Source organism: Nocardioides mangrovi (assembly GCF_020073815.1).
GTDB lineage: Bacteria > Actinomycetota > Actinomycetes > Propionibacteriales > Nocardioidaceae > Nocardioides > Nocardioides mangrovi.
This window is the reverse complement of the sequence record NZ_JAIQZJ010000001.1, coordinates 367827-391365: the sequence shown is the minus strand read 5'-3', so window position 1 is coordinate 391365 and position 23539 is coordinate 367827. Positions and strand designations below refer to the sequence as shown.

The 23539-nt window shown below is 71.8% G+C and carries 19 protein-coding genes; 5 read left to right on the top strand and 14 right to left on the bottom strand.

Going from position 1 to position 23539, the window contains the following annotated elements:
* A complete protein-coding gene (locus K8U61_RS01800; RefSeq protein WP_224121249.1) occupies positions 1 to 4128 on the bottom strand; it encodes an alpha-(1->3)-arabinofuranosyltransferase domain-containing protein in 4128 nt (1375 codons plus the stop codon).
* Positions 4125 to 4850 carry a class I SAM-dependent methyltransferase gene (locus tag K8U61_RS01795; protein WP_224121248.1) on the bottom strand — a complete coding sequence of 242 codons (726 nt, stop codon included), beginning with the start codon at positions 4848 to 4850 and terminating at the stop codon, positions 4125 to 4127. The genes K8U61_RS01800 and K8U61_RS01795 overlap by 4 nt, the downstream gene beginning before the upstream one ends.
* 39 nt (positions 4851 to 4889) lie before the next feature.
* Between K8U61_RS01795 and K8U61_RS25310 the strand changes: the two genes are divergently transcribed.
* The gene (locus tag K8U61_RS25310) at positions 4890 to 6053 is read left to right on the top strand and encodes a glycosyltransferase family 4 protein (RefSeq protein WP_224121247.1); all 1164 of its coding nucleotides are present in this window, start codon (positions 4890 to 4892) and stop codon (positions 6051 to 6053) included.
* A 31-nt stretch (positions 6054 to 6084) separates the two neighbouring features.
* Here K8U61_RS25310 and K8U61_RS01785 read toward each other — a convergent pair whose 3' ends face one another.
* Genes K8U61_RS01785 through K8U61_RS01765 form a run of 5 tightly spaced genes read right to left on the bottom strand, consistent with a single transcriptional unit; the run spans position 6085 to position 10898 of the window.
* Positions 6085 to 6240, bottom strand: a complete 156-nt coding sequence (locus K8U61_RS01785; RefSeq protein WP_224121246.1) for a hypothetical protein — start codon at positions 6238 to 6240, stop codon at positions 6085 to 6087.
* A gap of 30 nt (positions 6241 to 6270) precedes the next feature.
* A complete protein-coding gene (locus K8U61_RS01780) occupies positions 6271 to 7965 on the bottom strand; it encodes an MmpA family trehalose lipid delivery protein (protein WP_224121245.1) in 1695 nt (564 codons plus the stop codon).
* On the bottom strand, positions 7965 to 8714 hold the full coding sequence (gene dprE2, locus K8U61_RS01775; RefSeq protein ID WP_224121244.1) for a decaprenylphospho-beta-D-erythro-pentofuranosid-2-ulose 2-reductase: 750 nt from the start codon (positions 8712 to 8714) through the stop codon (positions 7965 to 7967). Before dprE2 ends, K8U61_RS01780 begins: the two co-directional genes overlap by 1 nt.
* Positions 8714 to 10039, bottom strand: coding sequence for an FAD-binding oxidoreductase (gene dprE1, locus K8U61_RS25305; RefSeq protein WP_224121243.1), 1326 nt, complete (start codon positions 10037 to 10039; stop codon positions 8714 to 8716). Before dprE1 ends, dprE2 begins: the two co-directional genes overlap by 1 nt.
* The gene (locus K8U61_RS01765) at positions 10032 to 10898 is read right to left on the bottom strand and encodes a decaprenyl-phosphate phosphoribosyltransferase (protein WP_224121242.1); all 867 of its coding nucleotides are present in this window, start codon (positions 10896 to 10898) and stop codon (positions 10032 to 10034) included. Before K8U61_RS01765 ends, dprE1 begins: the two co-directional genes overlap by 8 nt.
* Before the next feature lie 30 nt (positions 10899 to 10928).
* On the opposite strand from K8U61_RS01765, the gene K8U61_RS01760 reads away from it, so the two are divergent.
* On the top strand, positions 10929 to 12182 hold the full coding sequence (locus K8U61_RS01760; RefSeq protein WP_224121241.1) for a lipopolysaccharide biosynthesis protein: 1254 nt from the start codon (positions 10929 to 10931) through the stop codon (positions 12180 to 12182).
* Here the strand turns inward: K8U61_RS01760 and polA are convergent.
* Positions 12179 to 14845 carry a DNA polymerase I gene (polA, locus tag K8U61_RS01755; RefSeq protein ID WP_224121240.1) on the bottom strand — a complete coding sequence of 889 codons (2667 nt, stop codon included), beginning with the start codon at positions 14843 to 14845 and terminating at the stop codon, positions 12179 to 12181. The genes K8U61_RS01760 and polA overlap by 4 nt on opposite strands.
* Before the next feature lie 42 nt (positions 14846 to 14887).
* Here polA and K8U61_RS01750 point away from each other — a divergent pair, with 42 nt between their 5' ends.
* Positions 14888 to 15313 (top strand): PaaI family thioesterase, encoded by a 426-nt coding sequence (locus K8U61_RS01750; protein ID WP_224121239.1) that lies wholly within the window; start codon positions 14888 to 14890, stop codon positions 15311 to 15313.
* Positions 15314 to 15333: 20 nt separating this feature from the next.
* Here the strand turns inward: K8U61_RS01750 and K8U61_RS01745 are convergent, their stop codons facing one another.
* Positions 15334 to 15909 (bottom strand): GNAT family N-acetyltransferase, encoded by a 576-nt coding sequence (locus K8U61_RS01745; RefSeq protein ID WP_224121238.1) that lies wholly within the window; start codon positions 15907 to 15909, stop codon positions 15334 to 15336.
* Between the two features lie 112 nt (positions 15910 to 16021).
* On the opposite strand from K8U61_RS01745, the gene K8U61_RS01740 reads away from it, so the two are divergent.
* Entirely contained in the window at positions 16022 to 16768 is a 747-nt protein-coding gene (locus tag K8U61_RS01740) for a DUF554 domain-containing protein (RefSeq protein ID WP_224121237.1), read from the top strand.
* A gap of 136 nt (positions 16769 to 16904) precedes the next feature.
* Positions 16905 to 18263, top strand: coding sequence for an ABC transporter substrate-binding protein (locus K8U61_RS01735; protein ID WP_224121236.1), 1359 nt, complete (start codon positions 16905 to 16907; stop codon positions 18261 to 18263).
* 211 nt (positions 18264 to 18474) lie between these two features.
* Here K8U61_RS01735 and K8U61_RS01730 read toward each other — a convergent pair whose 3' ends face one another.
* The 5 genes from K8U61_RS01730 to K8U61_RS01710 all read right to left on the bottom strand — a co-directional run bounded on the left by K8U61_RS01730 (position 18475) and on the right by K8U61_RS01710 (position 23508).
* Complete coding sequence (locus K8U61_RS01730) at positions 18475 to 19263, bottom strand: ABC transporter ATP-binding protein (RefSeq protein ID WP_224121235.1); 789 nt, start codon at positions 19261 to 19263, stop codon at positions 18475 to 18477.
* A complete protein-coding gene (locus K8U61_RS01725) occupies positions 19260 to 20237 on the bottom strand; it encodes an ABC transporter ATP-binding protein (protein WP_224121234.1) in 978 nt (325 codons plus the stop codon). Before K8U61_RS01725 ends, K8U61_RS01730 begins: the two co-directional genes overlap by 4 nt.
* Entirely contained in the window at positions 20230 to 21396 is a 1167-nt protein-coding gene (locus tag K8U61_RS01720; protein WP_224121233.1) for a branched-chain amino acid ABC transporter permease, read from the bottom strand. Before K8U61_RS01720 ends, K8U61_RS01725 begins: the two co-directional genes overlap by 8 nt.
* A gap of 16 nt (positions 21397 to 21412) precedes the next feature.
* Complete coding sequence (locus K8U61_RS01715) at positions 21413 to 22684, bottom strand: branched-chain amino acid ABC transporter permease (RefSeq protein WP_224121232.1); 1272 nt, start codon at positions 22682 to 22684, stop codon at positions 21413 to 21415.
* A 206-nt stretch (positions 22685 to 22890) separates the two neighbouring features.
* Positions 22891 to 23508, bottom strand: a complete 618-nt coding sequence (locus K8U61_RS01710) for an ANTAR domain-containing response regulator (protein ID WP_224121231.1) — start codon at positions 23506 to 23508, stop codon at positions 22891 to 22893.
* Between the last annotated feature and the right edge of the window lie 31 nt (positions 23509 to 23539).

Genomic DNA, 23539 nt, shown 5'->3' with positions numbered 1-23539 from the left:
TCAGCGCTGCCCGGGCCGCCGCAGGCGGGGCATCCGGAGCCGGCGCCGCTCCCGCTCGACGACCGCGGACCGGCCGTTGACAACCTTCGGCGAGCGCGCCCGCAGCCCGGCCAGGGCGGCGACGATCAGGGCCACGGCGCCGATCGACCAGCCCTGGCTCCAGGTGACCGCCCAGGTCTGCCGGGTCAGGGTGTCGGTGGTCAGCGACAGGCAGCCGACCAGCAGCGCGAGACCGGCCAGCCAGGCCCAGCCATCGAAGCGGCGCAGCACCAGCCCGGCCACGACGGCGACAGCGGTGGCGCCCAGGCCCCACCAGCCGGCGAGCAGGCCGCCCGCCGCGCCCACGACCACCAGGTCGAGCACGCCGGGGCGACCCGCGACCAGGCGCGCCGGGCCGGCCGCCGTGCGGCGTCGCGGCCAGGCCGCGACGGCGACCACGACCAGCACGCCGACGCCGCCGAGGATCAGCAGCACCGTGAAGGGCAGCGCCGGTGCGTAGGAGAGCGAGACCTTGCCCTGCTCCCCCGCCGGGACGGTCCATCCCTGCTTCCACCCGTCCATCCGGACCGGCTTCAGGTCGCTGCCGTCGAGCGAGGCCGACCAGCCGGAGTTGATGTTCTGCGGCAGCGTCAGGACGCCGTCGCGGGAGCGGGCGTCGAGGTCGACGCCGGACGGCGAGCCGTCGGAGTCGTGGCGGACCTGCACCGGGGTGCTCGGCGCCGCCGTCGCGTCGTCCTGCTCGAGCGTGGCCGAGTCGACCCGGAAGAGCGGGGTCGGCAGCGCCAGCAGCGACGACGCCTGCGGGGTCAGCAGGACGTCGGCGGAGCCGCAGATCTTCAGCGGCACGCTCGTGCCGCGGATCAGGTCGCGGGTGCTGGCGCGCAGCGAGGTGTCGCGCAGCTGACCGGCGACGGTGATCTGCGGACCGGTGCCGCACGGGAAGCGGCGTACGTCGGTGCTGCCGGGGTTGAGCGACTCGCCGTCGAGCAGCAGCTCGGAGATGCCGGGCGGCAGCTCGACGAACTGGCGGCCGGACGCGGAGTAGGCCCGGTGCGTCGCCTTCACCTCGATCTCGAGGTCGTCGGTCTTCCACGCCGGCAGCCGACCGTGGCCGGAGTCGTCGATCCTGACGGTCGCCTTCCGCTCACCGGAGCGCACCAGGAGCCGCGAGGGCAGCGAGGCGGCAGCGGCGTCGGTCAGCTGCAGGGTGATCGCACCGAGCTTGCGGCGGGCCGGGAACTGCAGGTGCAGCACCTCGTCGCGGCGCCGCGCCACCCAGGTGGTCGCCAGGTCACCGTCGCCGAGCGCGACCGGGCTCTCGGCCACGTCGTGGACCGCCACGTCGCTGGTGACCGAGATGCCCGACGAGAGCAGCAGGCTCGCGTCGGTGGTCCGGCGCAGCGAGCCGGTGGCGCCGACCTGGTAGACGTTCTGGTACGGCGGCAGGAAGCGTCGCGCGAGGGTGTCGCCGTCCTCGCCGGGCGCGATCAGCGAGTCGTCGCAGGCGAGGTTGGTCTCGATCATCACGCACGCCGCGCGGTCCGGATCGCGGCTGACCGCGATCGCGTCGAGCGTGAACCGGTCGTCGGGCACCGGCAGGTTGAGGTAGCGCTGGGCCTCGACGTCGGGGACCGAGACCTCGGCCAGCCCGAAGGAGCCCGGCAGCACCTGGTCGGTGCCGGCCGCGGTGATCCGCAGGAAGTCGGCGCCGCTGGCGTGCAGCGCGTAGGTCCGCGCCTTGCCCGGCGGCGGCGCCGGCACGGTCCGGCTGGTGTCGCCGGCCTGCAGGGTCAGCTCCGGCACCGGCGCCGAGTCGCGGCCCATCGTCACGGTCACCGTGTCGACGAGCGTGGGCCGGGTGAAGGTCTCCTGCCACCACTGCTTGGTCGGGTCGAGGTGCCGCGCGGAGAGCCACTCGGTCGCCGGGTCGCTGTCGAGGGCGGCCCCGGGGTGGGTGCCGATCTGCAGCGGTGGCTGGGCGTCGGCGTACGCCTGCGAGCTGCTCGCGTCGACCGAGACCACGTCGCGCGACCAGCTCTCGGTCGTCTGCCAGCGCTCGGGGTGCTCGAGGAAGCGGTGGGCGTGCTCGGGGCCGTTGAGCCGGTAGGGCTCGCCGGCCGGCATGGTCGCCGACTGGTTGGCGCGGACGGCGGCGAAGTTGGTCTCGCGGCGCTTGGTGCCGTCGGTGAGGATCTCGCCCTGGGCGTCCTCCTGGGTCGCGTCCTCGGCGAGGATCCGCGGCCCCGGTCCGAGGTCGGCCATCGAGGCGTCCAGGCCGGTGCCGGGGTCGCCGACCAGCACCTGGGTCCCGGTCGTCAGCGTGCCCGCCGCGGCGCCGTCGACCCGGTAGACGTCGACCGCGCCGGTGACCCCGGAGATGCCCGAGCCGGCGACCACGCGGACGTGCTGGCCGGCGGTGAAGTCGTAGGGGTCCTGCCCCACCTCCGGACCGAAGGACTTCACCAGCGTGATGCCCGGCGAGCTCTCCAGCACGCTGCGCACGTACGCCGGGTCCGGGGCGCCGGTCTGGAAGCGGTCGAGGTCGTTGCGGACCACGAGCAGGCCGACGCCGTTCTCCGCGAGGTAGGGCGCGAGGCTGGCGCTCGGGTGACCGGACTCGACCGCCTTGGTGACGGCGTCGAGGAAGACCACGTTGCCCGGCTGCGCGAGCGGGATGACGTTGCGCACCGCCCACGGGCTGCCCGCGAGCCCCTGGAGGATGTCGTCGTGGACGTTGCCCCAGTCGTAGATGCCGAAGGTCGTGGCCGGCAGCTCGAGCGCGGTGGTGCCGTCGTCGTGCGCGTTGAGGTAGTCGGCGACCTCGTACCAGTAGTCGGGCACCTGGTAGGGCGCCTCGCGGGGCGCGATCCGGTCCTGCGCCCAGGGCAGCACCAGCGCGACCACGGCCAGCACGGCCGCGACCTGCAGCGCCCGGGTGCCCCAGGTGCTGGCGCGGTCGCGGGCGTAGGCCGGCAGCACCGACAGCACGTAGGCGAGGCCGAGGACCAGCGGGATGCGCAGCACGACGTCGAACTTGTGCAGGTTGCGCAGCGCCGCCAGCGAGCCGTCGAGCCACTCCTTGCGGTCGGCGGCGAAGAAGCCGGACAGGTCGTCGGCGTACCCGAAGCCGACCAGCACCAGCCCGGTCAGGACGCCCCAGGTCAGGAACCGCTGGTGCGGGTTGCCGCGCAGCGCCACGCCGACCAGGCCGAACGCCGCGATCGCGGCGGCGTCGAGCATGAGGAACGGCGTGGTGACCAGCTGCTGGCCGGCCGGGTAGTCGATGCCGGCGAAGTAGGCGACCCAGTCCGACTGCCCGGCGAAGGTGCGGGCCAGGTCCGTCGGGACGGTGGTGATGGTGGCGTTCTCGATGTAGTCGAGGAACGGCACGCTGTAGCGGCCCAGGAAGAGGAGCGGGGCGCTCCACCACAGGGTCGCGAGGACGGTGAAGGTGGTCCACCAGCCCAGCAGCGGCCACTTCCGCGGGCCGGCGGCGCGGGTGAGGATCCAGATCACCCCGAGCGGCAGGACGGCCGCGACGGCCACGGCGTTGACGCCACCGCAGCAGGCGACGACGAGGGCGCTGAGCGCGGCGTACCGGCGCACGGACCCGCGCTGGCTGCCGATCACCAGCGGCACCAGCACCCACGGCGCCAGCGCCATCGGCCAGACCTCGACCGAGGTGCCGCCGAGCAGCGTGGTGATCCGCGGCGTCAGCACGAACGCGAAGGCGGCGACGACCTGCGTGAACGGGCTGCCGAGCTCGAGCTTCTGCGCCAGCTTCACCACGCCGAAGAACGCCAGGCAGAGCAGCAGCGCCCACCAGGCCCGCTGGATCACCCACGGCGGCAGCTGCATGACCTTGCCGAGCAGGAAGAAGGGGCCCATCGGCCACGCGTAGCCGTAGGCCTGGTTCTGGATCTGCCCGAACGCCGCCGACGGGTCCCACAGCCGGAGGCCGCCCAGGAGGAACTTCAGCGGGTTGGTGACGAGGTCGAACTTCGTGTCGGCGGCGATCCGGCCGGCCGACTGCGAGAACGCGAGCGCGGTGAGGATCGCGGCGTACCCGGCCATCCGCAGGCGCGAGGTAGCGACGCCCGTCCGCGCGGGCTCGTGGCGGTCGGTCATTCCTTGCGCACCACGATCACGAGGTTCCAGGTGACCAGCTCGCGCAGCAGCGGGACGCGGGTCATCCAGTAGCTCCAGCGCGGGTTGTAGCGCGGGATCACGGCGAGGACCTCACCGGCCTGCTGACGGCGCGCCCAGCGCACCCCGTCGCGGACGGTGACGGCGAAGAGCGACTCGCCGTACTTGTTCTTGGGCTCGTGGCCGTGCTTGCGGGCGTAGCGGCGCCGCGCGAACCGGCCGCCGAGGAAGTGCCACGGCGAGGTCTCGTGGCCACCCCACGGACCGAACCACAGCGTGTAGGAGATGAAGGCGATGCCACCGGGCCGGGTGATCCGCAGCATCTCCTCGGCCATGTCCCACGGCCGCGGCACGTGCTCGAGCACGTTGGAGGAGTAGCAGAGGTCGACCGAGGCGTCCCGGAAGGGCAGGTTCATGCCGTCCCCGACCACGGTGCCGTGGGCGATGCTGCCCAGCCCCGCGAGCTCGCCGACGTCGGCGTCGAGGGCCCAGTACGTCGCGCCCGCGCGCTGGAAGGCGTCGCGGAAGTAGCCGGGCCCGCCGCCGACGTCGAGGACGGTCGCGCCGTCGAGGTCGAGGTAGCCGCTCAGCTGGCCCACGGAGTCGCTCGCCAGCGCCGAGTAGAAGCGAGCCGGGTCCGTCTGCTCCACGCGGAAGTCGGAGAAGAGTCGCACCGACCGGCGGAGGTCGGGGCGCCAGGACATGCGGCGCACCATATCTGAACTTGCTAGTAACCTCGCCGGGTGCCGACGACCGACGCCGACTCGCTTGCTGGTCGCCATGTGGCGTTCTTCAGCTGGCGGGACACCCGCAACCCCGAGGGCGGCGGGGCCGAGCGCTACCTCGAGAAGATGGCCGCCGGCCTGGTCGAGCGGGGCTGCCGGGTCACCATCTTCTGCGCGGCGTACGCCGGCGCCGCACCCGACGAGGTCGTCGACGGGATCCGCTTCGTGCGCCGCGGCGGCAAGCTGTCGGTCTACCTCCAGGGCATGCTGGCGCTGCTGCGACGCCGGCTCGGTCGGGTCGACGTGGTCGTCGACGTGCAGAACGGGCTGCCGTTCTTCACCCGCCTGGTCACCCGCAAGCCGGTGATCGTGCTGGTCCACCACGTGCACCGCGAGCAGTGGCCCGTCGTCTACCCGGGGCCGACGGGCCGGGTCGGCTGGTGGATCGAGAGCCGGCTCGCGCCGCGCCTCTACCGGCACTGCCAGTACGTCGCGGTCTCGCGTGCCACCCGCAGCGAGCTGCGGGAGCTGGGCGTCACCGGACCGCGGGTCGCGATCGTCCACAACGGCACCGACCTGGTCGTCTCGGTCGACGCCCACAAGACGGCGTACCCCTCGATCTGCGTCGTCGGGCGGCTGGTGCCGCACAAGCAGGTCGAGCACGCGATCGACGCGGTGGCCGTGCTGCTGCACGAGTTCCCCGACCTGCGGCTGACGGTCGTCGGCAGCGGCTGGTGGGAGCCGACGCTGCACGCCTACGCCCGCGAGCTGGTGGACCGCGGCGCCGTGGTCTTCGAGGGACACGTCTCGGAGGTCCGCAAGCAGGAGATCTACGAGGAGTCGTGGCTGATGGCGCTGCCCTCGCTCAAGGAGGGCTGGGGCCTGGTCGTCGGCGAGGCGGCCGCGCACCGCACCCCGACGATCGCCTACTCCGGCGCGGGCGGCACCCGGGAGTCGATCGTCGACGGGGTCTCCGGCGTGCTGGTCGACACCGAGCCCGAGCTCACCGCCGCGCTGGGCGCGCTGCTGCGCAACGAGGCCGAGCGGCGACGGCTCTCCGACGGGGCCCTGCGGCACAGCGAGGGCTTCACCTGGGGACACTCGCAGGCGGCGTTCGCGCACGTCGTGGCGTCGGTGATCCGGGGCGAGCTGGTCAGCGACCAGGACGCCGTCGCGGAGTGAGACCCGGCGGACGACCGCCGGGAGGCGACTACTACTTGGTGTTGCCGTAGTCGACGGCGGGAGCGTTGACGTCGGCAGGCGACTTGTCCGGAGCAGCGGTCTGCGAGTTCACGAGACCCACGAACGTGGCGCCGGCGAGACCGCCTCCCACGACGATGCTCACGATGCCGATCAGAAAAGCCTGCACGATGTGTCCTCCCTTTCGCCGCAGACGGTATCACCCGGACCCCGACTTCCGGTGAATTGTTGCGGACCCGAATTGAAACACGTTCCACCCGCCGACGGCGAGCACTCCGAGGTAGCTTCCCCACGCTAGGGCAAGCGCGATCCACCACCCCGCGGACACGCCCCGGTCCCGCACCGGCGTGTCGATCGCGATCACCTCCAGGTCGTCGCCGGTGTAGACGGGCGTCCCCGCGACCGGCGTCTCGCCCGTCGTGCCCTGCGGCGTGTCGGTCTCGCGCGCGACCAGCCCGATCCCGATCCGCCCCAGCGCGGCGGCCCGCGCCTCCGGGTCGGGCAGCGCGAGCGCGGCCAGCACCTCGGGGCCGCGGGGGTCCTCCCCCGCCAGCAGCCGGCCGTCGACGGAGAGCCGGTCGTCGACGACGTAGTCGGGCTGGAGGTAGCGCGGCAGCGGGTCCAGCACCGGCCGGCCGTGGTTCCAGGCCGGCGCGCGGTAGCTGCTGAAGGGCAGCACGAGGAGGTCGCCGCCGGGCCGGTCGTCGGCGAGCGTGGCGCGGGCGGCGGCGTAGTCCCCGGGGTACGACGCAGTGCGCAGCTCGCCCGAGATCCCCCACCCGGCGTCCGGCATCAGCGCCAGCGGCAGCAGCGCGGCCCCCACTCCGGCGACCACCCGCAGCGGGACGCCGGCGAGCGCCTCGGCGAGCCGGACCGCGCCGGCCGCGACGAGGGCGGCGGTGAGCGGGGCGCAGAGCGCGAGGAAGCGGGTCCCGTCGCGGAGCACGCCGCCGCCGGGCACGTGCTCGGCGACCGCGCCGAGCGCGTCCGGGGCGGCCCACGAGAGGAGCGCGACGGCGTACCCGGCCACCCACAGGGCGATTAGCGCGCCCGTCGTACGGCGGCCGAGCCGGCGCCACAACGGCCGGGCGCCGGCCACGGCCGCGGCGACCAGGGCGACGGCGTAGACGAGCGGCAGCACGATCACGTCGCGCGAGCCGGGGACGACGTCGGCGTTCCAGATCCCGCCGAGGGTGAGCGCCGCGAGCGGCGCGGGCAGGCCGTCGCCGTGCAGGCCGAAGACGGAGCCAGCCGCGCTGGAGGTCGCGTCACCGGCGTGCAGGAGCCCGGCGACCAGCCACGGCGCGTTGGCGGCGACGACCGCCGTGACCAGACGCGCCGCGCCGCGTCGGGTGAGGCCGACGGCGAGGACCGCGGCGGCGGTCATCAGGCCCGCGTTGACGCTCAGCGAGCCGGCGAGCAGGAGGAAGGGCAGGGCGGCACCGAGCCGGCCCTGGTCGCGGAAGCGCACGCCCTCGAGGACCACCCAGGGCAGCACCGCCCAGCACAGCAGCACCGGCCAGTGGCCGATCCAGAGCCGCTCGACGACGAAGGGGCTCCACACGTAGACGCTGGTCGCGACCAGGCGGGCGAGGAGCGACGGCCCGGCCAGGCGGGCGGCGCCGATGCCGCCGAGCACCAGGCCGCCGAGGAGGACGACCTTCTGGAGGAGCATGCCGGGGACGACCTGGTCGAGCACCGCGACGACCGCGTCGGAGGGCACGGCCCGCGGGAGCGCCGTACCGAGCCCGAGGAAGTCGCCGCGCAGGGCCAGGTCGGGCACCCACACCATGTCGTAGGTCAGCAGGTAGCCGGGCGCCAGCGCCGGGCCGAGCAGCAGCACCGCCAGGGCGAGCGCCCACGCGGCCGGGGCCCACCTGCGGACCTGGTCCACTACAGGGGGAGCTTCCGGAAGAGCGCGCGCGGCACGTGCCGCAGGCCGGACATGACGCCGCGCATGGCGGCCGGCACCCAGATCAGGTCGTCGCCGTTCGCGATGCCCTTGACGATCGCGGCGGCGACGTCGTCCGCGTCGACCGACAGCGGGGCCGGGTCGCGGCCCTCGGTCATCTTGGTGCGCACGAACCCCGGCCGGACCACGAGCACCCGGGCGCCGGTGCCGCGGAGCGCCTCGCCGAGGCCGAGGTAGAAGCCGTCCATGCCGGCCTTCGAGGAGCCGTAGACGAAGTTGGAGCGGCGGACCCGCTCCCCCGCCACCGAGGAGAGGGCGACGACCACCCCGTGGCCCTGCCGCTTCATCCGGTCCGCGAGGCAGACGCCGAGGCTGACCGGCGCGGTGTAGTTGACGGTGGCCAGGTGGACCGCGGCGGCGTGGTCCTGCCAGGCCCGCTCCTCGTCGCCGAGGACGCCGAAGGCCACCAGCGCGACGTCGATGTCGCGCTCGATGCCGGCGATCAGCGCGGAGTGGGTGTCGGTCGCCTCGGCCTCAAGGTCGACGGCCGCGACGCTCGCGCCCGCGGCGGTCAGCTCGGCGGCGGCCGCGTCGCGCCGCGGGCCCGGGCGGGCCGCGAGCACGACGTGCAGGTCGCCGGAGCGCGCCCAGACCCGGGCGGTCGCCAGGGCGATGTCGCTGGTGCCGCCGAGGAGCAGCAGCGTCTGGGGCTGACCGAGGGCGTTGAGCATCAGATCTCCAATCGTCGCGCCAGGTCGGAGCGGAGGACCCGGTGCGGGTCGACCTCCTCGCGGACCGCGCGGAACTCGTCGAGCCGGGGGTACATCTGGGGAAGCAGCGCCGGGTGGAGCCGGGAGTCCTTGGCGAGGTAGACCCGGCCGCCGGCCGCGACGACCTGCCGGTCGAGCTCCTCGAGCAGCGGCGCGAGGCTCGGATGGGCGGGCACGTCGTACGCGAGGGTCCACCCGGCCATCGGGAAGGAGAGGAGTCCGTCGTTGCCCGGACCGAAGCGCTTGAGGACGGCCAGGAAGCACGGGAGCCGGGCGGCCGAGATGCGCTCGAGGATGCGGACCAGCGTCGCGTCCTCGTGGTCGGGGACGACGAACTGGTACTGCACGAAGCCGTGCGGGCCGTAGGCGCGGTTCCAGCCGGCGATGCCGTCGAGCGGATGGAAGAAGGTGGCGAGCGACTGGATCTCGCCGGTGCGGTGCCGCGGGGCCTTGCGGAACCACGCCTCGTTGAAGGCGCGGACGGCGGGCAGCGAGACGAGGTTGACCGGCGGGGTGAGCGGGACGGTGAGCCGGGGAGGGCGCGGCGGGGCGAGCACGTCGGGCACGTCTCCGAGGAGCTCGCGGGTGGCGTGCTCGCCACGGGAGAGCACCGAGCGGCCCATCGCGGCGCCGCGGGCGAGGGTGTCGATCCAGGCGACCGAATAGGTGACGTCGGCGTCGCCCTCGCGCATCTCGCCCATCACGGCGTCGAGGTCGGGCAGCCGCTGCGTGCTCACCTCGGCGTACGCCGTCTCGACGGGGATGGTGCGCAGGGTCGCGGCGGTGATCACGCCGGTGAGCCCGAGACCGCCGACCGTCGCCCAGAAGAGCTCAGGCTCGCGAGCCGGCCCGACGGTGCGGGTCTCGCCGCTGGCGAGGACCAGGTCGAGGTCGACGACCTGGTCGCCGAAGCTGCCGGTGACGTGGTGGCTCTTGCCGTGCACGTCGCAGGCGAGCGCGCCGCCGACCGTGACGTAGCGGGTGCCGGGCGTGACGGGGACGAAGCGACCGCGCGGCAGCAGCGCGACCATGAGGTCGTGGAGGCTGGTGCCGGCGCCCACCCGGACCGTGCCGTCGGCGGCGACCGCACCGATCTCGGTCGGCAGCGGGAGCAGCACGTCTCCCCCGGCGTTCTGCGCCGGATCGCCGTACGAGCGGCCCAGGCCGCGGGCGATCAGGCCTCGTTCGCCGGCCGCTCGGACGACGGCGGGCACCTCGGCGGCGGTCGCGGAGACCGGGCAGCCGACGGTGGCGGCCGTGCGTCCCCAACCGGTGAGCTCAGACACCGACCACTCCGAGGGTGAGCACGACGACCCACACGACGCCGATGCCCTGGAGCAGGCGGTCGCCCCAGACGATGTCCTCCGGCTCGGCGGCCTGGCCCGCGTCGATGTCGACGGCGTAGCGGAGCAGGCCGACCACGAACGGCACGATCGAGAGCGTGTGCCACGGGATGCCCGAGGTCGCGGCGTTCTCGAAGGCCCACAGGCTGTACGCCGTGATCGTGACGGCGGCCGCGATGCTCCACACGAAGCGCAGGTAGGAGTCGGTGTAGCGCACCAGCGACCGGCGGGTGCCGGCCTCGCTGCCGAGGGTGTGCAGCTCGGAGTAGCGCTTGCCGGCCACGATGAAGAGCGAGCCGAAGCCGGCCACCATGAGGAAGGAGTCGGAGATCGGGATGTCGGCCGCGAGGCCACCGGCGACCGCACGCATCAGGAAGCCGGCGGCGACGAGCGCCAGGTCGAGGACCGGCTCGTGCTTGAGCCGCAGCGAGTAGGCGACCATCACCGCCACGTAGGTGACGAGCAGCGCGACGAACGCGAGGTTGGCCGCGACCGCGAGCAGCACGCTCGCCGCGAAGAGCACGGCCGCGCACAGCAGCGCCGTACGGATGGAGAGCTCGCCGGCGGCGATCGGGCGGAAGCGCTTGCGCGGGTGCAGTCGGTCGGCCTCGACGTCGGCGCTGTCGTTGACCAGGTAGATCGACGAGGACGCGAGACAGAAGGCGACGAACGCCAGCACCGTCGGGCCGAGCACGCCGGGCTCCGCGAGGTCGCCCGCGGCCAGCGGCGCCGCGACCACCAGGAGGTTCTTGGTCCACTGCTTCGGGCGCAACGCACGAAGCAGGGCACCGGCGGCAGTCACGCGCGCGAGTCTCGCATACGCTTCCCTCCCGTGGCCCTCACCCGCCGACTGACCCAACTGCTGAGCGGTGGTGGCTCCATCGCCGTCGCGATGGCCGTCATGAACGTGTCGACGTACGGCTTCACGATGATCGCGGCGCGCCTGCTGGGGCCGAAGTCGTACGGCGCGCTGGCCAGCCTGATGGCGACCCTGCTGGTGATCACGGTCCTCCAGCTCGGCCTCCAGGCGACCGCCGCGCGGCGGATCGCGGCGGAGCCCGAGCACGTCGCGCAGATCGAGAAGACGATCCTGGGCGTCACCTACCGCGCCTCGCTGGCGCTGGGCGTGGTGCTGCTCATCCTGACGCCGCTGCTCAACGCAGTGCTCCGGCTCGACAGCATCCTCACCGCGGCGCTGGTCTCGGTGGTGTCGATCCCGTTCACGATCATGGGCGGCCAGGCCGGCATCCTCCAGGGCGAGCGACGCTGGAACGCGCTGTCGGTCCTCTACCTGCTCAGCGGCGTGCCGCGCCTGGTGATCGGCACGGCCCTGGTGCTCTGGCAGCCGAGCGAGCTGTCGGCGCTGATCGGCACCGGGCTCGGCGCCTGCGCGCCCGTCGTCGCCGGCTGGTTCTTCCTGCGTCGCCCGCGCGACCCCGGGGTCCAGTCGGAGGAGCACGGCTTCCGCCGGGTGATGCGGGAGAGCTTCCACAACTCCCAGGTGCTGCTCGCCTTCTTCGCGCTCTCCAACGCCGACATCGTGATCGCGCGCAACGTGCTCGACGAGCACGACGCCGGCCTCTACGCCGGCGGCCTGATCCTCACCAAGGCGGTGCTCTTCCTGCCGCAGTTCGTCGTGGTCGTGGCGTTCCCGTCGATGTCGACCGTCGGCGAGCGGCGCCGGGCGATCACGCTCAGCCTGTCGCTGGTCGCCGCGCTCGGCGCGGCGGTCACCCTGGGCGCGCTCCTGCTGCCCGACCTGGCGCTGATCTTCGTGGGCGGCGGCGACTACGACGAGATCACCGACGAGCTCTGGGTCTTCGCGATCCTCGGCACCGTCCTGTCGATGCTGCAGCTGCTGGTCTACTCGGTGCTCGCCCGCCGCGGTGCCCGCTCGGTCTACCTGGTGTGGGCGGCGTTCGTGACGATGGTGCTGCTCGGCCTGGCGGCGTCCTCGCTCGACGGCCTGCTCACGGTGGTGATCAGCGTCGACACGGTGCTGCTGGCCGCACTGCTCGCGATCAGCCTCTACGTCACCCGGCCCGCGCCCGCGCCGGAGCCGGTCGGAGCCCCGCCGCTCAGCTAGTGAGCGGCCTCGTGCCAGCTGCGGCCGGTGCCGACCGAGACGTCGAGCGGGACGGCGAGGTCGGCCGCCCCGGCCATCTGCTCGCGGACCAGCACCTCGAGGGCGTCGGCCTCGCCGGTCGCGACCTCGAACACGAGCTCGTCGTGGACCTGGAGCAGCATCCGGGAGCGCAGCCCGGCCGCGGCGATCGCGCGGTCGACGTTGAGCATCGCGACCTTGATCAGGTCGGCGGCCGAGCCCTGGATGGGCGCGTTGAGCGCCATCCGCTCGGCCATCTCGCGACGCTGCCGGTTGTCGCTGGTCAGGTCGGGCAGGTAGCGGCGGCGCCCCATGATGGTCTCGGTGAAGCCGGTCTTGCGGGCCTCCTCGACGACGCCGCCGAGGTAGTCGCGGATGCCGCCGAAGGTCTGGAAGTACTCGTCCATCAGGCCACGCGCCTCGCCCGGGTCGATGCCGAGCTGCTGGCCGAGACCGAACGCCGAGAGGCCGTAGGCGAGGCCGTAGTTCATCGCCTTGATCTTGGCCCGCATCTCGACGGTCACGTCGTCTGCCGGGACGTCGAAGACCCGGGAGGCGGTGATCGAGTGGAAGTCGCGGCCGGACTTGAACGCCTCGATCAGCAGGTCGTCCTCGGACAGATGGGCCATGATCCGCATCTCGATCTGGCTGTAGTCCGCCGTCATCAGCGACTCGTGCCCGGGGCCGACGACGAAGCCCTCGCGGATCCGGCGACCCTCCTCGGTGCGGATCGGGATGTTCTGCAGGTTGGGGTCGGTGCTGGAGAGCCGGCCCGTGGCCGCGATCGTCTGGTTGAAGGTGGTGTGGATCCGGCCGTCCGAGGCGACCGTCTTGAGCAGCCCCTCGATCGTCTGCCGCAGCCGGGACACGTCGCGGTGGCGGAGCAGGTACAGGAGGAAGGGGTGCTCGGTCTTCACGTAGAGCGCCTGGAGCGCGTCGGCGTCGGTGGTGTAGCCGGTCTTGGTGCGCTTGGTCTTCGGCATGTCGAGCTCGTCGAAGAGCACCACCTGGAGCTGCTTGGGCGAGCCGAGGTTGATCTCCTTGCCGATCACCGCGAACGCCTCCTCGGCGGCCGCGCGCACCTCGGACGCGAAGTGGCTCTCGAGCGACTCGAGGTGCTCGGTGTCGACGGCGATGCCGGTCTGCTCCATCGTCGCGAGCAGGTCGATCAGCGGCAGCTCGACCTCCGCGAGCAGGCGGGTGCCGCCACGCTCGTCGAGCTCCTCGTCGAGCGCCGCGGCCAGGTCGAGCACCGCGCGGGCATGCAGCATCTCCACCTCGCCCGCAGACTCATCCTCCAGTCCCAGGCTGAGCTGGCCGTCGTCGGCGCCACCCTGCTTGAGCTCGCGCTTGAGGTAGCGGACGGTCAGGTCGGCGAGGTCGTAGGAGCGCTGGTCGGGGCGGGCGAGGTAGGCCGACAGCGCGGTGTCGCGGGCCAGGCCGGCGAGCGGGGTGCCCCACGCCGCGAGCGCGAGCATCGGGCCCTTGGCGTCGTGGAGGACCTTGGGCCGGCCGGCGTCGGCGAGCCACGTGGCGAGCGCGTCCTGGTCGTCGGGGGCGATGTCGTCGGCGGCGACCCAGGCGGCGGTGCCGTCGGTGGTCGCGAGCGCCAGCCCGGTGACCTCGCCGGTGCCGGCACCCCACCGCCCGGCGACGTGGACCCCGACCCGGGCACCGTCGGCGGCGTGCTCGGCCAGCCACGGCCCGACCTGCCCGGCGCCGAGCACCGCGGTCGCGAGGTCGAAGCCGGAGTCGTCGACGTCCTCCTCGGAGGTGAGCGTCTCGAAGAGCCGGTCGCGCAGCACCCGGAACTCCAGGCCGTCGAAGAGGGTGTGCACCTCCTGGCGGTCCCACGGCCGCAGCGCCAGGTCCGTCGGGCCGAGCTCGAGCGGCAGGTCGCGCACGAGGGCGTTGAGCTGGCGGTTGCGGATCACGTCGCCGAGGTGCTCGCGCAGCGCCTCGCCCTTCTTGCCGGTGATCTCGTCGGCGTGGGCGATGACGTTGTCGAGGCCGTCGTACTGGTTGATCCACTTGGCCGCGAAGCCCTGGCCCACGCCCGGCACGCCGGGCAGGTTGTCGGAGGTCTCCCCCACGATCGCCGCGAGCTCGGGGTAGCGCTCGGGCGGGACGCCGTACTTGTCCTCCACCGCGGCCGGCGTCATCCGGGCCAGGTCGGACACGCCCCGCATCGGGTAGAGCACCGTGGAGCGGTCGGTGACCAGCTGGAGCGAGTCGCGGTCACCGGTGAGGATCAGCACCTCCATGTCGTCCTCGGCGAGCGCCTGGGTGACGAGCGTGGCGATGATGTCGTCGGCCTCGTAGCCCTCCTTCTTCAGGAAGGGGATGTTGAGGGCGTCGAGGACCTCCTCGATGAGCGGCAGCTGGCTGGAGAACTCCCCCGGCGTCTTGTTGCGCTTGGCCTTGTACTCGGAGTACTGCTCGAGGCGGAAGGTCTGCCGCGAGACGTCGAAGGCGACGCCGACGTGGGTGGGTTGCTCGTCGCGGAGCACGTTGATGAGCATCGAGGTGAAGCCGTAGACCGCGTTGGTGTGCTGGCCGGTGGTGGTCGAGAAGTTCTCCACCGGCAGCGCGAAGAACGCGCGGTAGGCGAGCGAGTGACCGTCGAGCAGCAGGAGGCGGGGCACCCTCCGACTCTAGTAGTCGCCACCGACAGGCAGGATGTGCCCATGACCGACTCCCTCGACATCGACGAGTTCCTCGCCCAGATGCCGCTCGGCATGGGCGGGCTCAACGAGAAGATGGGCATCGAGCTCGTCGAGATCTCCGCCGAGCGCCTCGTCGCGACGATGCCCGTCGAGGGCAACACCCAGCCCTACGGGCTGCTCCACGGCGGCGCCTCGGTGGTGCTGGCCGAGACACTCGGCTCCGTCGGCTCGGCCATCCACGCCCACCCGGACAAGCTCTCGGTCGGGATCGAGATCAACGCGACCCACCACCGCGCCGCGACGTCCGGCACGGTCACGGGTACGGCGACCGCGATCCACCTCGGACGCACCACCGCGTCGTACGAGGTCGTGATCACCGACGAGCGCGGCAAGCGGGTCTGCACCTCGCGCATCACCTGCGCGCTGGTGCCGAAGGACCGCTTCTAGCGCTCCGTCACCCGCGGGAGCTACCCCTCCGCGGCGGCTCGGCTGCGCCGCATCGACCGCCGCGCGGCGAGGACCTGGGTGAGCTGGCGGCCGCCGCTCGCGATCGCCGGGCGCCGGTGAGCGGTGAGCCGCGCGCGGACGGCGTGGGTGGTGGCGACCCGGAGCACGGCGTAGGGGCCGAGCGCGATCCGGGCCATGAACCGGTTGGCGTCGCGCGAGCCCGCGACCGCGGCGGTCGCGACGTGCCCGATGCCGAGCTCCTCGGCCCACTGCACCGCGGCGTCCATGAGTGCGCTGCCGACGCCGTGCCGGCGGAACTCCGGCAGGACGTGCGGCGAGAGCGCCCGGACGACCGGCTCGAGGTTGAGGGCGGACATCGTGGTCGCCTGGAGGTGGACCGCGCCGGCGAACTGGCCGTCGTACTCGGCGACCACGATCCGCTGGTCGGTCGACTCGGCCACGGCGGCCAGCACGGCGGTCATGTCGGCCACGCGTTCCTCGGCGTCGACACGACGGATCACGTCGCCCCACACCTCGGCGAGACGGGTTGCGTCATCGGCCGTCGCTGCGCGCAGCGACACCTGGGAGCGGGTCATCGAGCCATCGCCTTCTCGGACCTTCCACGCCTATGCCACGTCTCCCGTCCCCCGAACGCGGCTCCAACCCGAGAGACTACGCTCAGCGTCGCTGTCCTGTCAGAGGAGTCCTGTGATCCCCGGAATCGGCACCGTCGTCAACGTCGCCACCGTCCTGCTCGGCAGCACCCTCGGAGTCCTCCTCGGCAACCGGTTGCCGGTCCGCACCCGCGACGTCGTGACCGACGGTCTCGGCCTGGTCACGCTCCTGATCGCGGGTACGTCGGCGATGGCCGTGCTCGACGACACGCTGGCCGACGACGTCGGCTCGGACGCCCCGATGCTGATCGTGCTCGGCTCGCTGCTGATCGGCGGGATCGTCGGGTCGCTGCTGCGGCTGGAGTCCCGGGTGGAGTCGCTCGGCGGCTGGCTGCAGACCCGCCTCGCCGGGTCGTCGGACTCTGCGGACCGGCACCGCTTCATCGAGGGCTTCGTGGTCTCGTCGCTGGTCTTCTGCACCGGCCCGCTGACCATCCTCGGGTCGCTGAACGACGGCCTCGGGAACGGCGCCGACCAGCTCTATCTCAAGGCGGCGCTGGACGGCTTCGCCGCGATCGCGTTCGCGGCCTCCTTCGGCTGGGGCGTCGCGGCCAGCGCGGTCACCGTGGTGGTCGTGCAGGGCTCCCTGACGCTGGTCGGGCTGGGCCTCGGCGACGTGCTCCCGGACGCTCACCTGGCGGCGATCACGGCGACGGGCGGGCTGCTCCTGGTCGGCGTCGCGCTGCGCCTGCTCCGGGTGCGGGAGATCCCGGTCGCGGACCTGCTCCCGGCCCTGCTCGTCGCGCCTCTCCTGGTGCAGCTGGCGGCCGCACTTCATTGACGTAACGGTTCGCTAACGACAGGGTGCCGTAGCACCACCCACCACAGGGCCGGTCCTACGGTGGCATCGCTATTGCCCAACCTTTCGGGAGGGCGGGCGCGGTGAAGTGCACCAACGCGACAGAAAGGTTCACGACGTGAATCGATCCACAACCGCCACCTGGGTGAAGCTGATGGCGGGCACCGCCGTACTCAGCCTCTCCCTGGCTGCCTGCGGCTCCGACTCCGATGGCTCGGACGGCAGCAGCGCCGGCGACACCCCCTCGACCTCGGACTCGAGCGCTCCGGCCACCGACTCGTTCACCAACGACAAGTGCTCCTCGAGCCAGACCAGCGCCGACAGCTTCCGCGTCGGCGGCATCCTGCCGCTCACCGGAAACCTCGCCTTCCTCGGTCCCCCGGAGATCGCGGGTGTCGGCCTGGCCGTGTCCGACATCAACGCCGCCGGCGGCGTCAACGGCGCGCAGGCGTGCCACGACGTCCAGGACTCCGGTGACTCGACCGACATGTCGGTCTCCACCGCGTCGGCCGGCACGCTCGTCGCGAGCAAGCCGTCCATCGTGGTCGGCGCCGCGTCGTCGAGCGTCTCGCTCAACGTCGTCGACACCTTCGCGAAGAACAAGATCGTCGAGATCTCGCCCGCGAACACCGCGGTCGACCTCTCCGGCTACTCGCCGTGGTACTTCCGTACCGCTCCGCCGGACGGCATCCAGGGCAACGCGCTCGGCACCCTGGTCACCACCGACGGCTACACGAAGGTCGGCTTCCTGGTGTTCAACGACACCTACGGCACCGGCCTGCGCAACGCGGTCCAGGAGACGGTCGAGGGCGCCGGCGGTTCGTGCGTCTACGGCTGCAAGGGTGACGGCGACGAGTTCCCGGCCGGCCAGACGACGTTCTCGGCCGAGGTCCAGGGCGTCCTCGCCGCCAAGCCGGACGCGATCGTCGTCCTCGCCTTCGACGAGACCAAGTCGATCGTCCCCGAGCTCAAGTCGGCCGGCTGGGACATGTCGAAGACGTACTACTCGGACGGCAACACCGCCGACTACAGCGCGGACTTCGCCAAGGGCACCCTCGAGGGTGCTCAGGGCACGATCCCGGGTGCTGACCCCGACGCGACCTTCAAGGACCGCCTCAGCGGGTGGGCCGAGGTCGGCGAGGGCAAGCCGCTGAAGGACTACGCCTACGGCGCCGAGTCCTACGACGCCACCATCCTCGCCGCGCTCGCCGCGGTGAAGGGCGGCGCCACCGACCCGACGACGATCAAGGACAACATCGCCGCCGTCTCCGGCGCCACGGACGGCGAGGAGTGCACCTCCTACGCCGACTGCGTCGCCCTGCTCGGCGACGGCAAGGAGATCCACTACAAGGGTCCCTCGGGCATCGGTCCGATCGACGACGAGAACGACCCGTCGTCGGCGTTCGTCGGCATCTACCAGTTCCAGGCCGACAACTCGATCAAGCTCACGACCACGGTCGAGGGCTCGAAGAGCTGATCAGCTCCACGTAGCACCGCGCGAGGGCCCCGGACCGTCAGGTCCGGGGCCCTTCGTCGTCCTCCCCTGCCGGCGCGCTGCCTGCCGGTGCTCACCGTCCGGCCCCCGCATCTGCCCCGTTGGGACGACCAGCGGCACCAGGTCCCGACGCGAAACGGCCCGTCCCCGGAAGGGACGGGCCGTTCGGCGTACGACGGGTGAGGCCGTGGCCTCAGTGCTCGCGGGACTCGTCGACGTCCTTGGCGAGGGTGCCCAGGTAGAGCTCGATGACCTTCGGGTCGTTGGCGAGCTCGCGGCCGGTGCCGGTGTGGGCGTCGCGGCCCTGGTCGAGCACGTAGCCGCGGTCGCAGATCTGCAGGCAGCGGCGGGCGTTCTGCTCGACCATGACGACGCACACGCCGGTCTTGTTGATCCGGCGGGTGCGGATGAAGGTCTCGTCCTGGCGCACCGGCGACAGGCCGGCGGACGGCTCGTCGAGGAGCAGCACCGACGGCTCCATCATCAGGGCTCGGGCCATCGCCAGGGACTGGCGCTCACCACCGGAGAGCGCTCCGGCGCTGCGGTCCTTGCGCTCGTGCAGGTTGGGGAAGAGGTCCCACATCGCGTCGAGGCGCTCGCGGATCTTCTTGGGCCGCAGGTAGAGGCCCATCCGGAGGTTCTCCTCGATGGTCAGCGACGGGAAGACGTTGTTGGTCTGCGGCACGAAGCCGACACCCATCTCCACCAGCTGGTTGGTGCGCAGGTTGGTGATGTCGCGGTCGCCCAGGACGACCGACCCCGAGTGCACCTTCACCAGGCCGAACATCGCCTTGAGCAGCGTCGACTTGCCGGCGCCGTTGGGGCCGATGATGCCGATCATCTCGCCCGGGTAGGCGGCGAGGCTGCACCCGTTGAGGATGTTGACGCCGGGCAGGTAGCCCGCGACGACGTCCGTGGCCTCGATGACCGGACGCTGGGTGGTGGCGGTGGCCGTCGCTCCGGCCTGCTGCTGCTCGCTCACTTGGTCTCCTCCTCGGCCTCGCGCTCGGCGGCGACCTCTTCCTCGAGCTCCTCGATGGCCTCGTCGGTCAGCAGCGCGTCGTCGCCGAGGTCGGTGTCGTGGTGGGCGCCGAGGTAGGCGTCGATGACGGCCTGGTCGGACATCACCGTGTCGGCGGGTCCCTCGGCCACCAGCTTGCCCTCGGCCATCACGGCGACCCAGTCCGAGATGTGGCGGACGACGTGCATGTCGTGCTCGACGAAGAGGACCGTCATGCCCTCGTCGCGGAGGGACTGCACGTGCCCGAGCAGCGACTGCGTCAGTGCGGGGTTCACGCCCGCCATCGGCTCGTCGAGCATGATCATCTTCGGGTCGCTCATGAGGGCGCGGGCCATCTCGAGCAGCTTGCGCTGACCGCCCGAGAGGCTGCCGGCGTAGTCGTGCTTCTTCTCGTAGAGCTTGAAGCGGCCGAGCAGCTCGTCGGCCTTCGCCTCGATCTCGCGCTCCTGCTTGGCCCAGGTGCCGCGGAACATCGACTTGAAGAGGTTCTCGCCGGCCTGGTCCTGCGCGCCGAGCATCATGTTCTCGATCACCGTCATCGCGCTGAGCGCCTTGGTGAGCTGGAAGGTCCGCACCATGCCGGCCCGGGCGACGCTCGAGGCCGACGTCTTGTCGAGGGTGCGGCCGTCGAAGGCCCAGTGGGCGCCCTTGCCGGCCGTCGTGGGCCGGTCGAACCCGGTGATCAGGTTGAAGAAGGTCGTCTTGCCGGCGCCGTTGGGGCCGATGAGCGCGGTGATCAGGCCGCGCTGCACCTCGAGGTGGCCGACGTCCACGGCGGTCATGCCGCCGAACTGACGGACGATGTTGTCCACCACGAGGATCGGGTCCGGCTTGGCCGAGCCCGGCTCGGGGGCGAACCCGCCGGTGAGCGCCCTGCGCGCCGCCGGGTCGGCCATGCCGGAGGCGGCCGTCGGCTGGGCCATCTGGTCAGACATTGAATCGCAGCTCCCTCTTGTTGCCCAGGATGCCTTGCGGTCGGAAGATCACGAGCAGCATGAGCGCGACGCCGACCACGATGTAGGAGAACTGCTCGGTCTGCTGACCGCTCATGACGCTGTCGGGCACGTACGTCGCGGCGATGTACTTGATGCCGATGCGGCCCGCGAAGAACAGCACCGAGCCGAGCACCGGGCCGAAGATCGTCGCGGCGCCACCGAGCAGGAGCGCGGTGTAGCAGAAGAACGTCAGCGAGCGGCCCATCGAGTCCGGCTGCACGCTGGAGGACAGCACGTAGACCATGCCGCCGAGTGCGCCGAAGAGACCGCCGATGACGAGCGCCTGCATCTTGATCGCGAACACGTTCTTGCCGAGCGATCGGATCGCGTCCTCGTCCTCGCGGATGCCCCGCAGTGCGCGGCCCCAGGGGCTGCGCACCAGCAGGAAGACCACCGCCGTGCACGCGAAGACCAGGGCCCACGCCACGAATCGGACCCACCACTCGCTGCTCAGGTAGGGCACGGGGAAGAGGAAGAAGATCAGGAAGATCCCGACGACGAACATCAGCGCGGTGAGGGCGGCCTGGGCGATGCCCTCGAAGGCACCGCCGCGCCGCAGCCGGAGGACGATCAGGGTGATGACCGCGACCACCAGGATCCAGCCGATCACCCGCACCCACGCGGCACCGTCGGCGACGTCGCGGTAGTTGAACGGGATCAGCGTGAAGGAGCCGTTGCCGAAGAACGACAGGTTGTCGAACGCCGTCGTGTACTTGCTGCCGGGGATGCCCTGCGCCGATCCGGTGAAGTCGACCAGCAGGGCTGATCGCCCGACGTACCTGATGATCTCCGCTGCGGAGATCGTCACGATCGCCAGGTAGTCACCGCGTAGCTTCAGGGTCGGAGCGCCGAGGATCAGGGCGAAGATGAAGGCGGCGCCGAAGCCGAACAGGATGCCGAGGATCATCGGCAGGCCGTGCCAGATCGAGATCGCGAAGCCGTACGCGCCGAGCAGCATGAAGGCCGACTGACCCATGTTGAGCAGGCCCGTGAAGCCGAAGTGGATGTTCAGGCCGATGACGGCGATCGCGACGGCGGCGGTCTGCGGGGACAGCGCCTCGCGGACCATGCCGTTGAGGATGTACTGGATGTTGTCCATGCTCGTCAGTCCCTCCTCAGCCGATCCGCTGCGGCTTGCCGAGCAGACCCTGGGGCCGCACCAGCAGGAGCAGGATCAGGATCAGCAGCGCGGTCGCGTACTTGAAGTCACCCGGCATCCCGAGGACCGGGGAGAGCTCGACGACGAGGCCGATGATCAGCGCGCCGACGAGGGCTCCGAAGGCGGTGCCGAGACCGCCGAGGGTGACCGCTGCGAAGAGCAGCAGCAGGATCTGGAGCCCGGTGTCCCACTTGATGCCGTTGGTGACCAGCGCGTAGAGGATGCCGGAGAGGCCCGCGAGACCCATCGCGACGGTCCACACCAGCCGGATCACCTTGTCGGTGTCGATGCCCGACGCCGCGGCGAGGGCCGGGTTGTCGGAGACCGCGCGGGTCGCTCGGCCGATGCGCGTGCGCAGCAGCGCGTAGCCGACCGCCGCGAGCACGACCACCGAGATCACCATGGCGACGATCGACTGGTTGGTGATCGTGATCGGCCCGAACTCGCTGACCTCCGGGTTGTCCTGGACGACCCGGACGGTCCGTGCGCCGACGGTGTACTGGTAGACGTACTGCAGGGCCAGCGAGAGGCCGATCGTCACGATCATCAGCTGCGTGAGGCCGAGCCCTCGCCGCCGCAGCGGCTGCCAGAGCACCCGGTCCTGCAGCCAGCCGCTGAAGGCGCAGAGGATCACGACGAGCACACCGCCCACCCACAGGCCGAGCCCGTGGACGTTGATCAGGTAGTAGCCGAGCATGCCGCCGAGGGTCACCTGCTCGGCGTGCGCGAAGTTGGAGAGGCCGGTGGTGCCGTAGATCAGCGAGAGGCCGACCGAGGCGAGCGCCAGCAGGAGGCCCAGGCGCAGCCCGTTGACGCTGCTCTGGAGGAGCTCGTCGAACTTGCTGGTCGTGGCGCTGTAGTTCTCGGTGCGGATCGTGATGAGCGCCGGGATGGTGACGCCGAACTTGGAGGTCACCTTGACCTCACCGTCGGTCACCAGGTCCTTGGGAAGCGTCGACTCGTCGATCTTGACCGTGTAGGGGCCCTCCTTGTCGACGCGGAGGTTCCACTTGCCGGTCTCGCTGGTGACGACCTCCTGGGCCGCACCCGCCTCGTCGGTGACCGTGATCGTGACGTCGGGCAGCACTCCGTCCTCGGTCCGCAGCGTGCCGGCCAGACAGCCGTGGGTGGCGTCAGGCAGACACAGCGTGTCGACCGCGTGAGCCGCGGTCGAGGACATCAGGGCGAGCACGGGTGCGAGCAGGAGCGCCAGGACGAGTCCTGCCACACCCCTCGGCACCGCCCGCTCGCGGACGCGTCGAGACTTCAACTCGGTCCTCCCATTCCAGAACCCGGCCGGGCTCGGTGGGCAGTCTAGGGCTCAACATGCGGACGAAGGCCAGATCAAACGCCGGAGAACGCCGTACGACGCGATGCTTTACCGAAGTGTGATCTGGGAGAAACGTGCGTCCGGCGACACGGCACCCGGTGCCGTCAGCCGGCGATGCCGGGGCCGTGCGTGATCACGCCGTCCGCGACCTGGCGCATCGACAGGCGCAGGTCCATCGCGGTCTTCTGGATCCAGCGGAACGCCTCCGGCTCGGAGAGCTTGAGCTGCTCCTGGAGGATGCTCTTGGCCCGGTCGACCGCCTTGCGGGTCTCCAGCCGCTCGGTGAGGTCGGCGACCTCGGACTCCAGCTGCGAGAGCTCGGAGAAGCGGCTGACCGCCATCTCGATCGCCGGCACCAGGTCGGTCTGCGTGAACGGCTTCACGAGGTAGGCCATCGCACCCGCGTCGCGGGCCCGCTCGACCAGGTCGCGCTGCGAGAACGCGGTCAGGATGACCACCGGCGCGATCCGCTGGTGGGCGATCTGCTCGGCCGCGGCGATCCCGTCGAGGACCGGCATCTTCACGTCGAGGATGACCAGGTCGGGGCGCAGCTCCTCGGCCAGCTCGACGGCCTTGGCACCGTCGCCGGCCTGGCCGACGACGTCGTACCCCTCCTCGGTGAGCATCTCCGCGAGGTCCATCCGGATGAGCACCTCGTCCTCGGCGATCACGACGCGGCGCACGGCACCGCCCGCGGCGGAGGGAGAGATCTGCTGGCTCACGGGCAGCAGGGTATCGGCCCGGGCTGTGGGG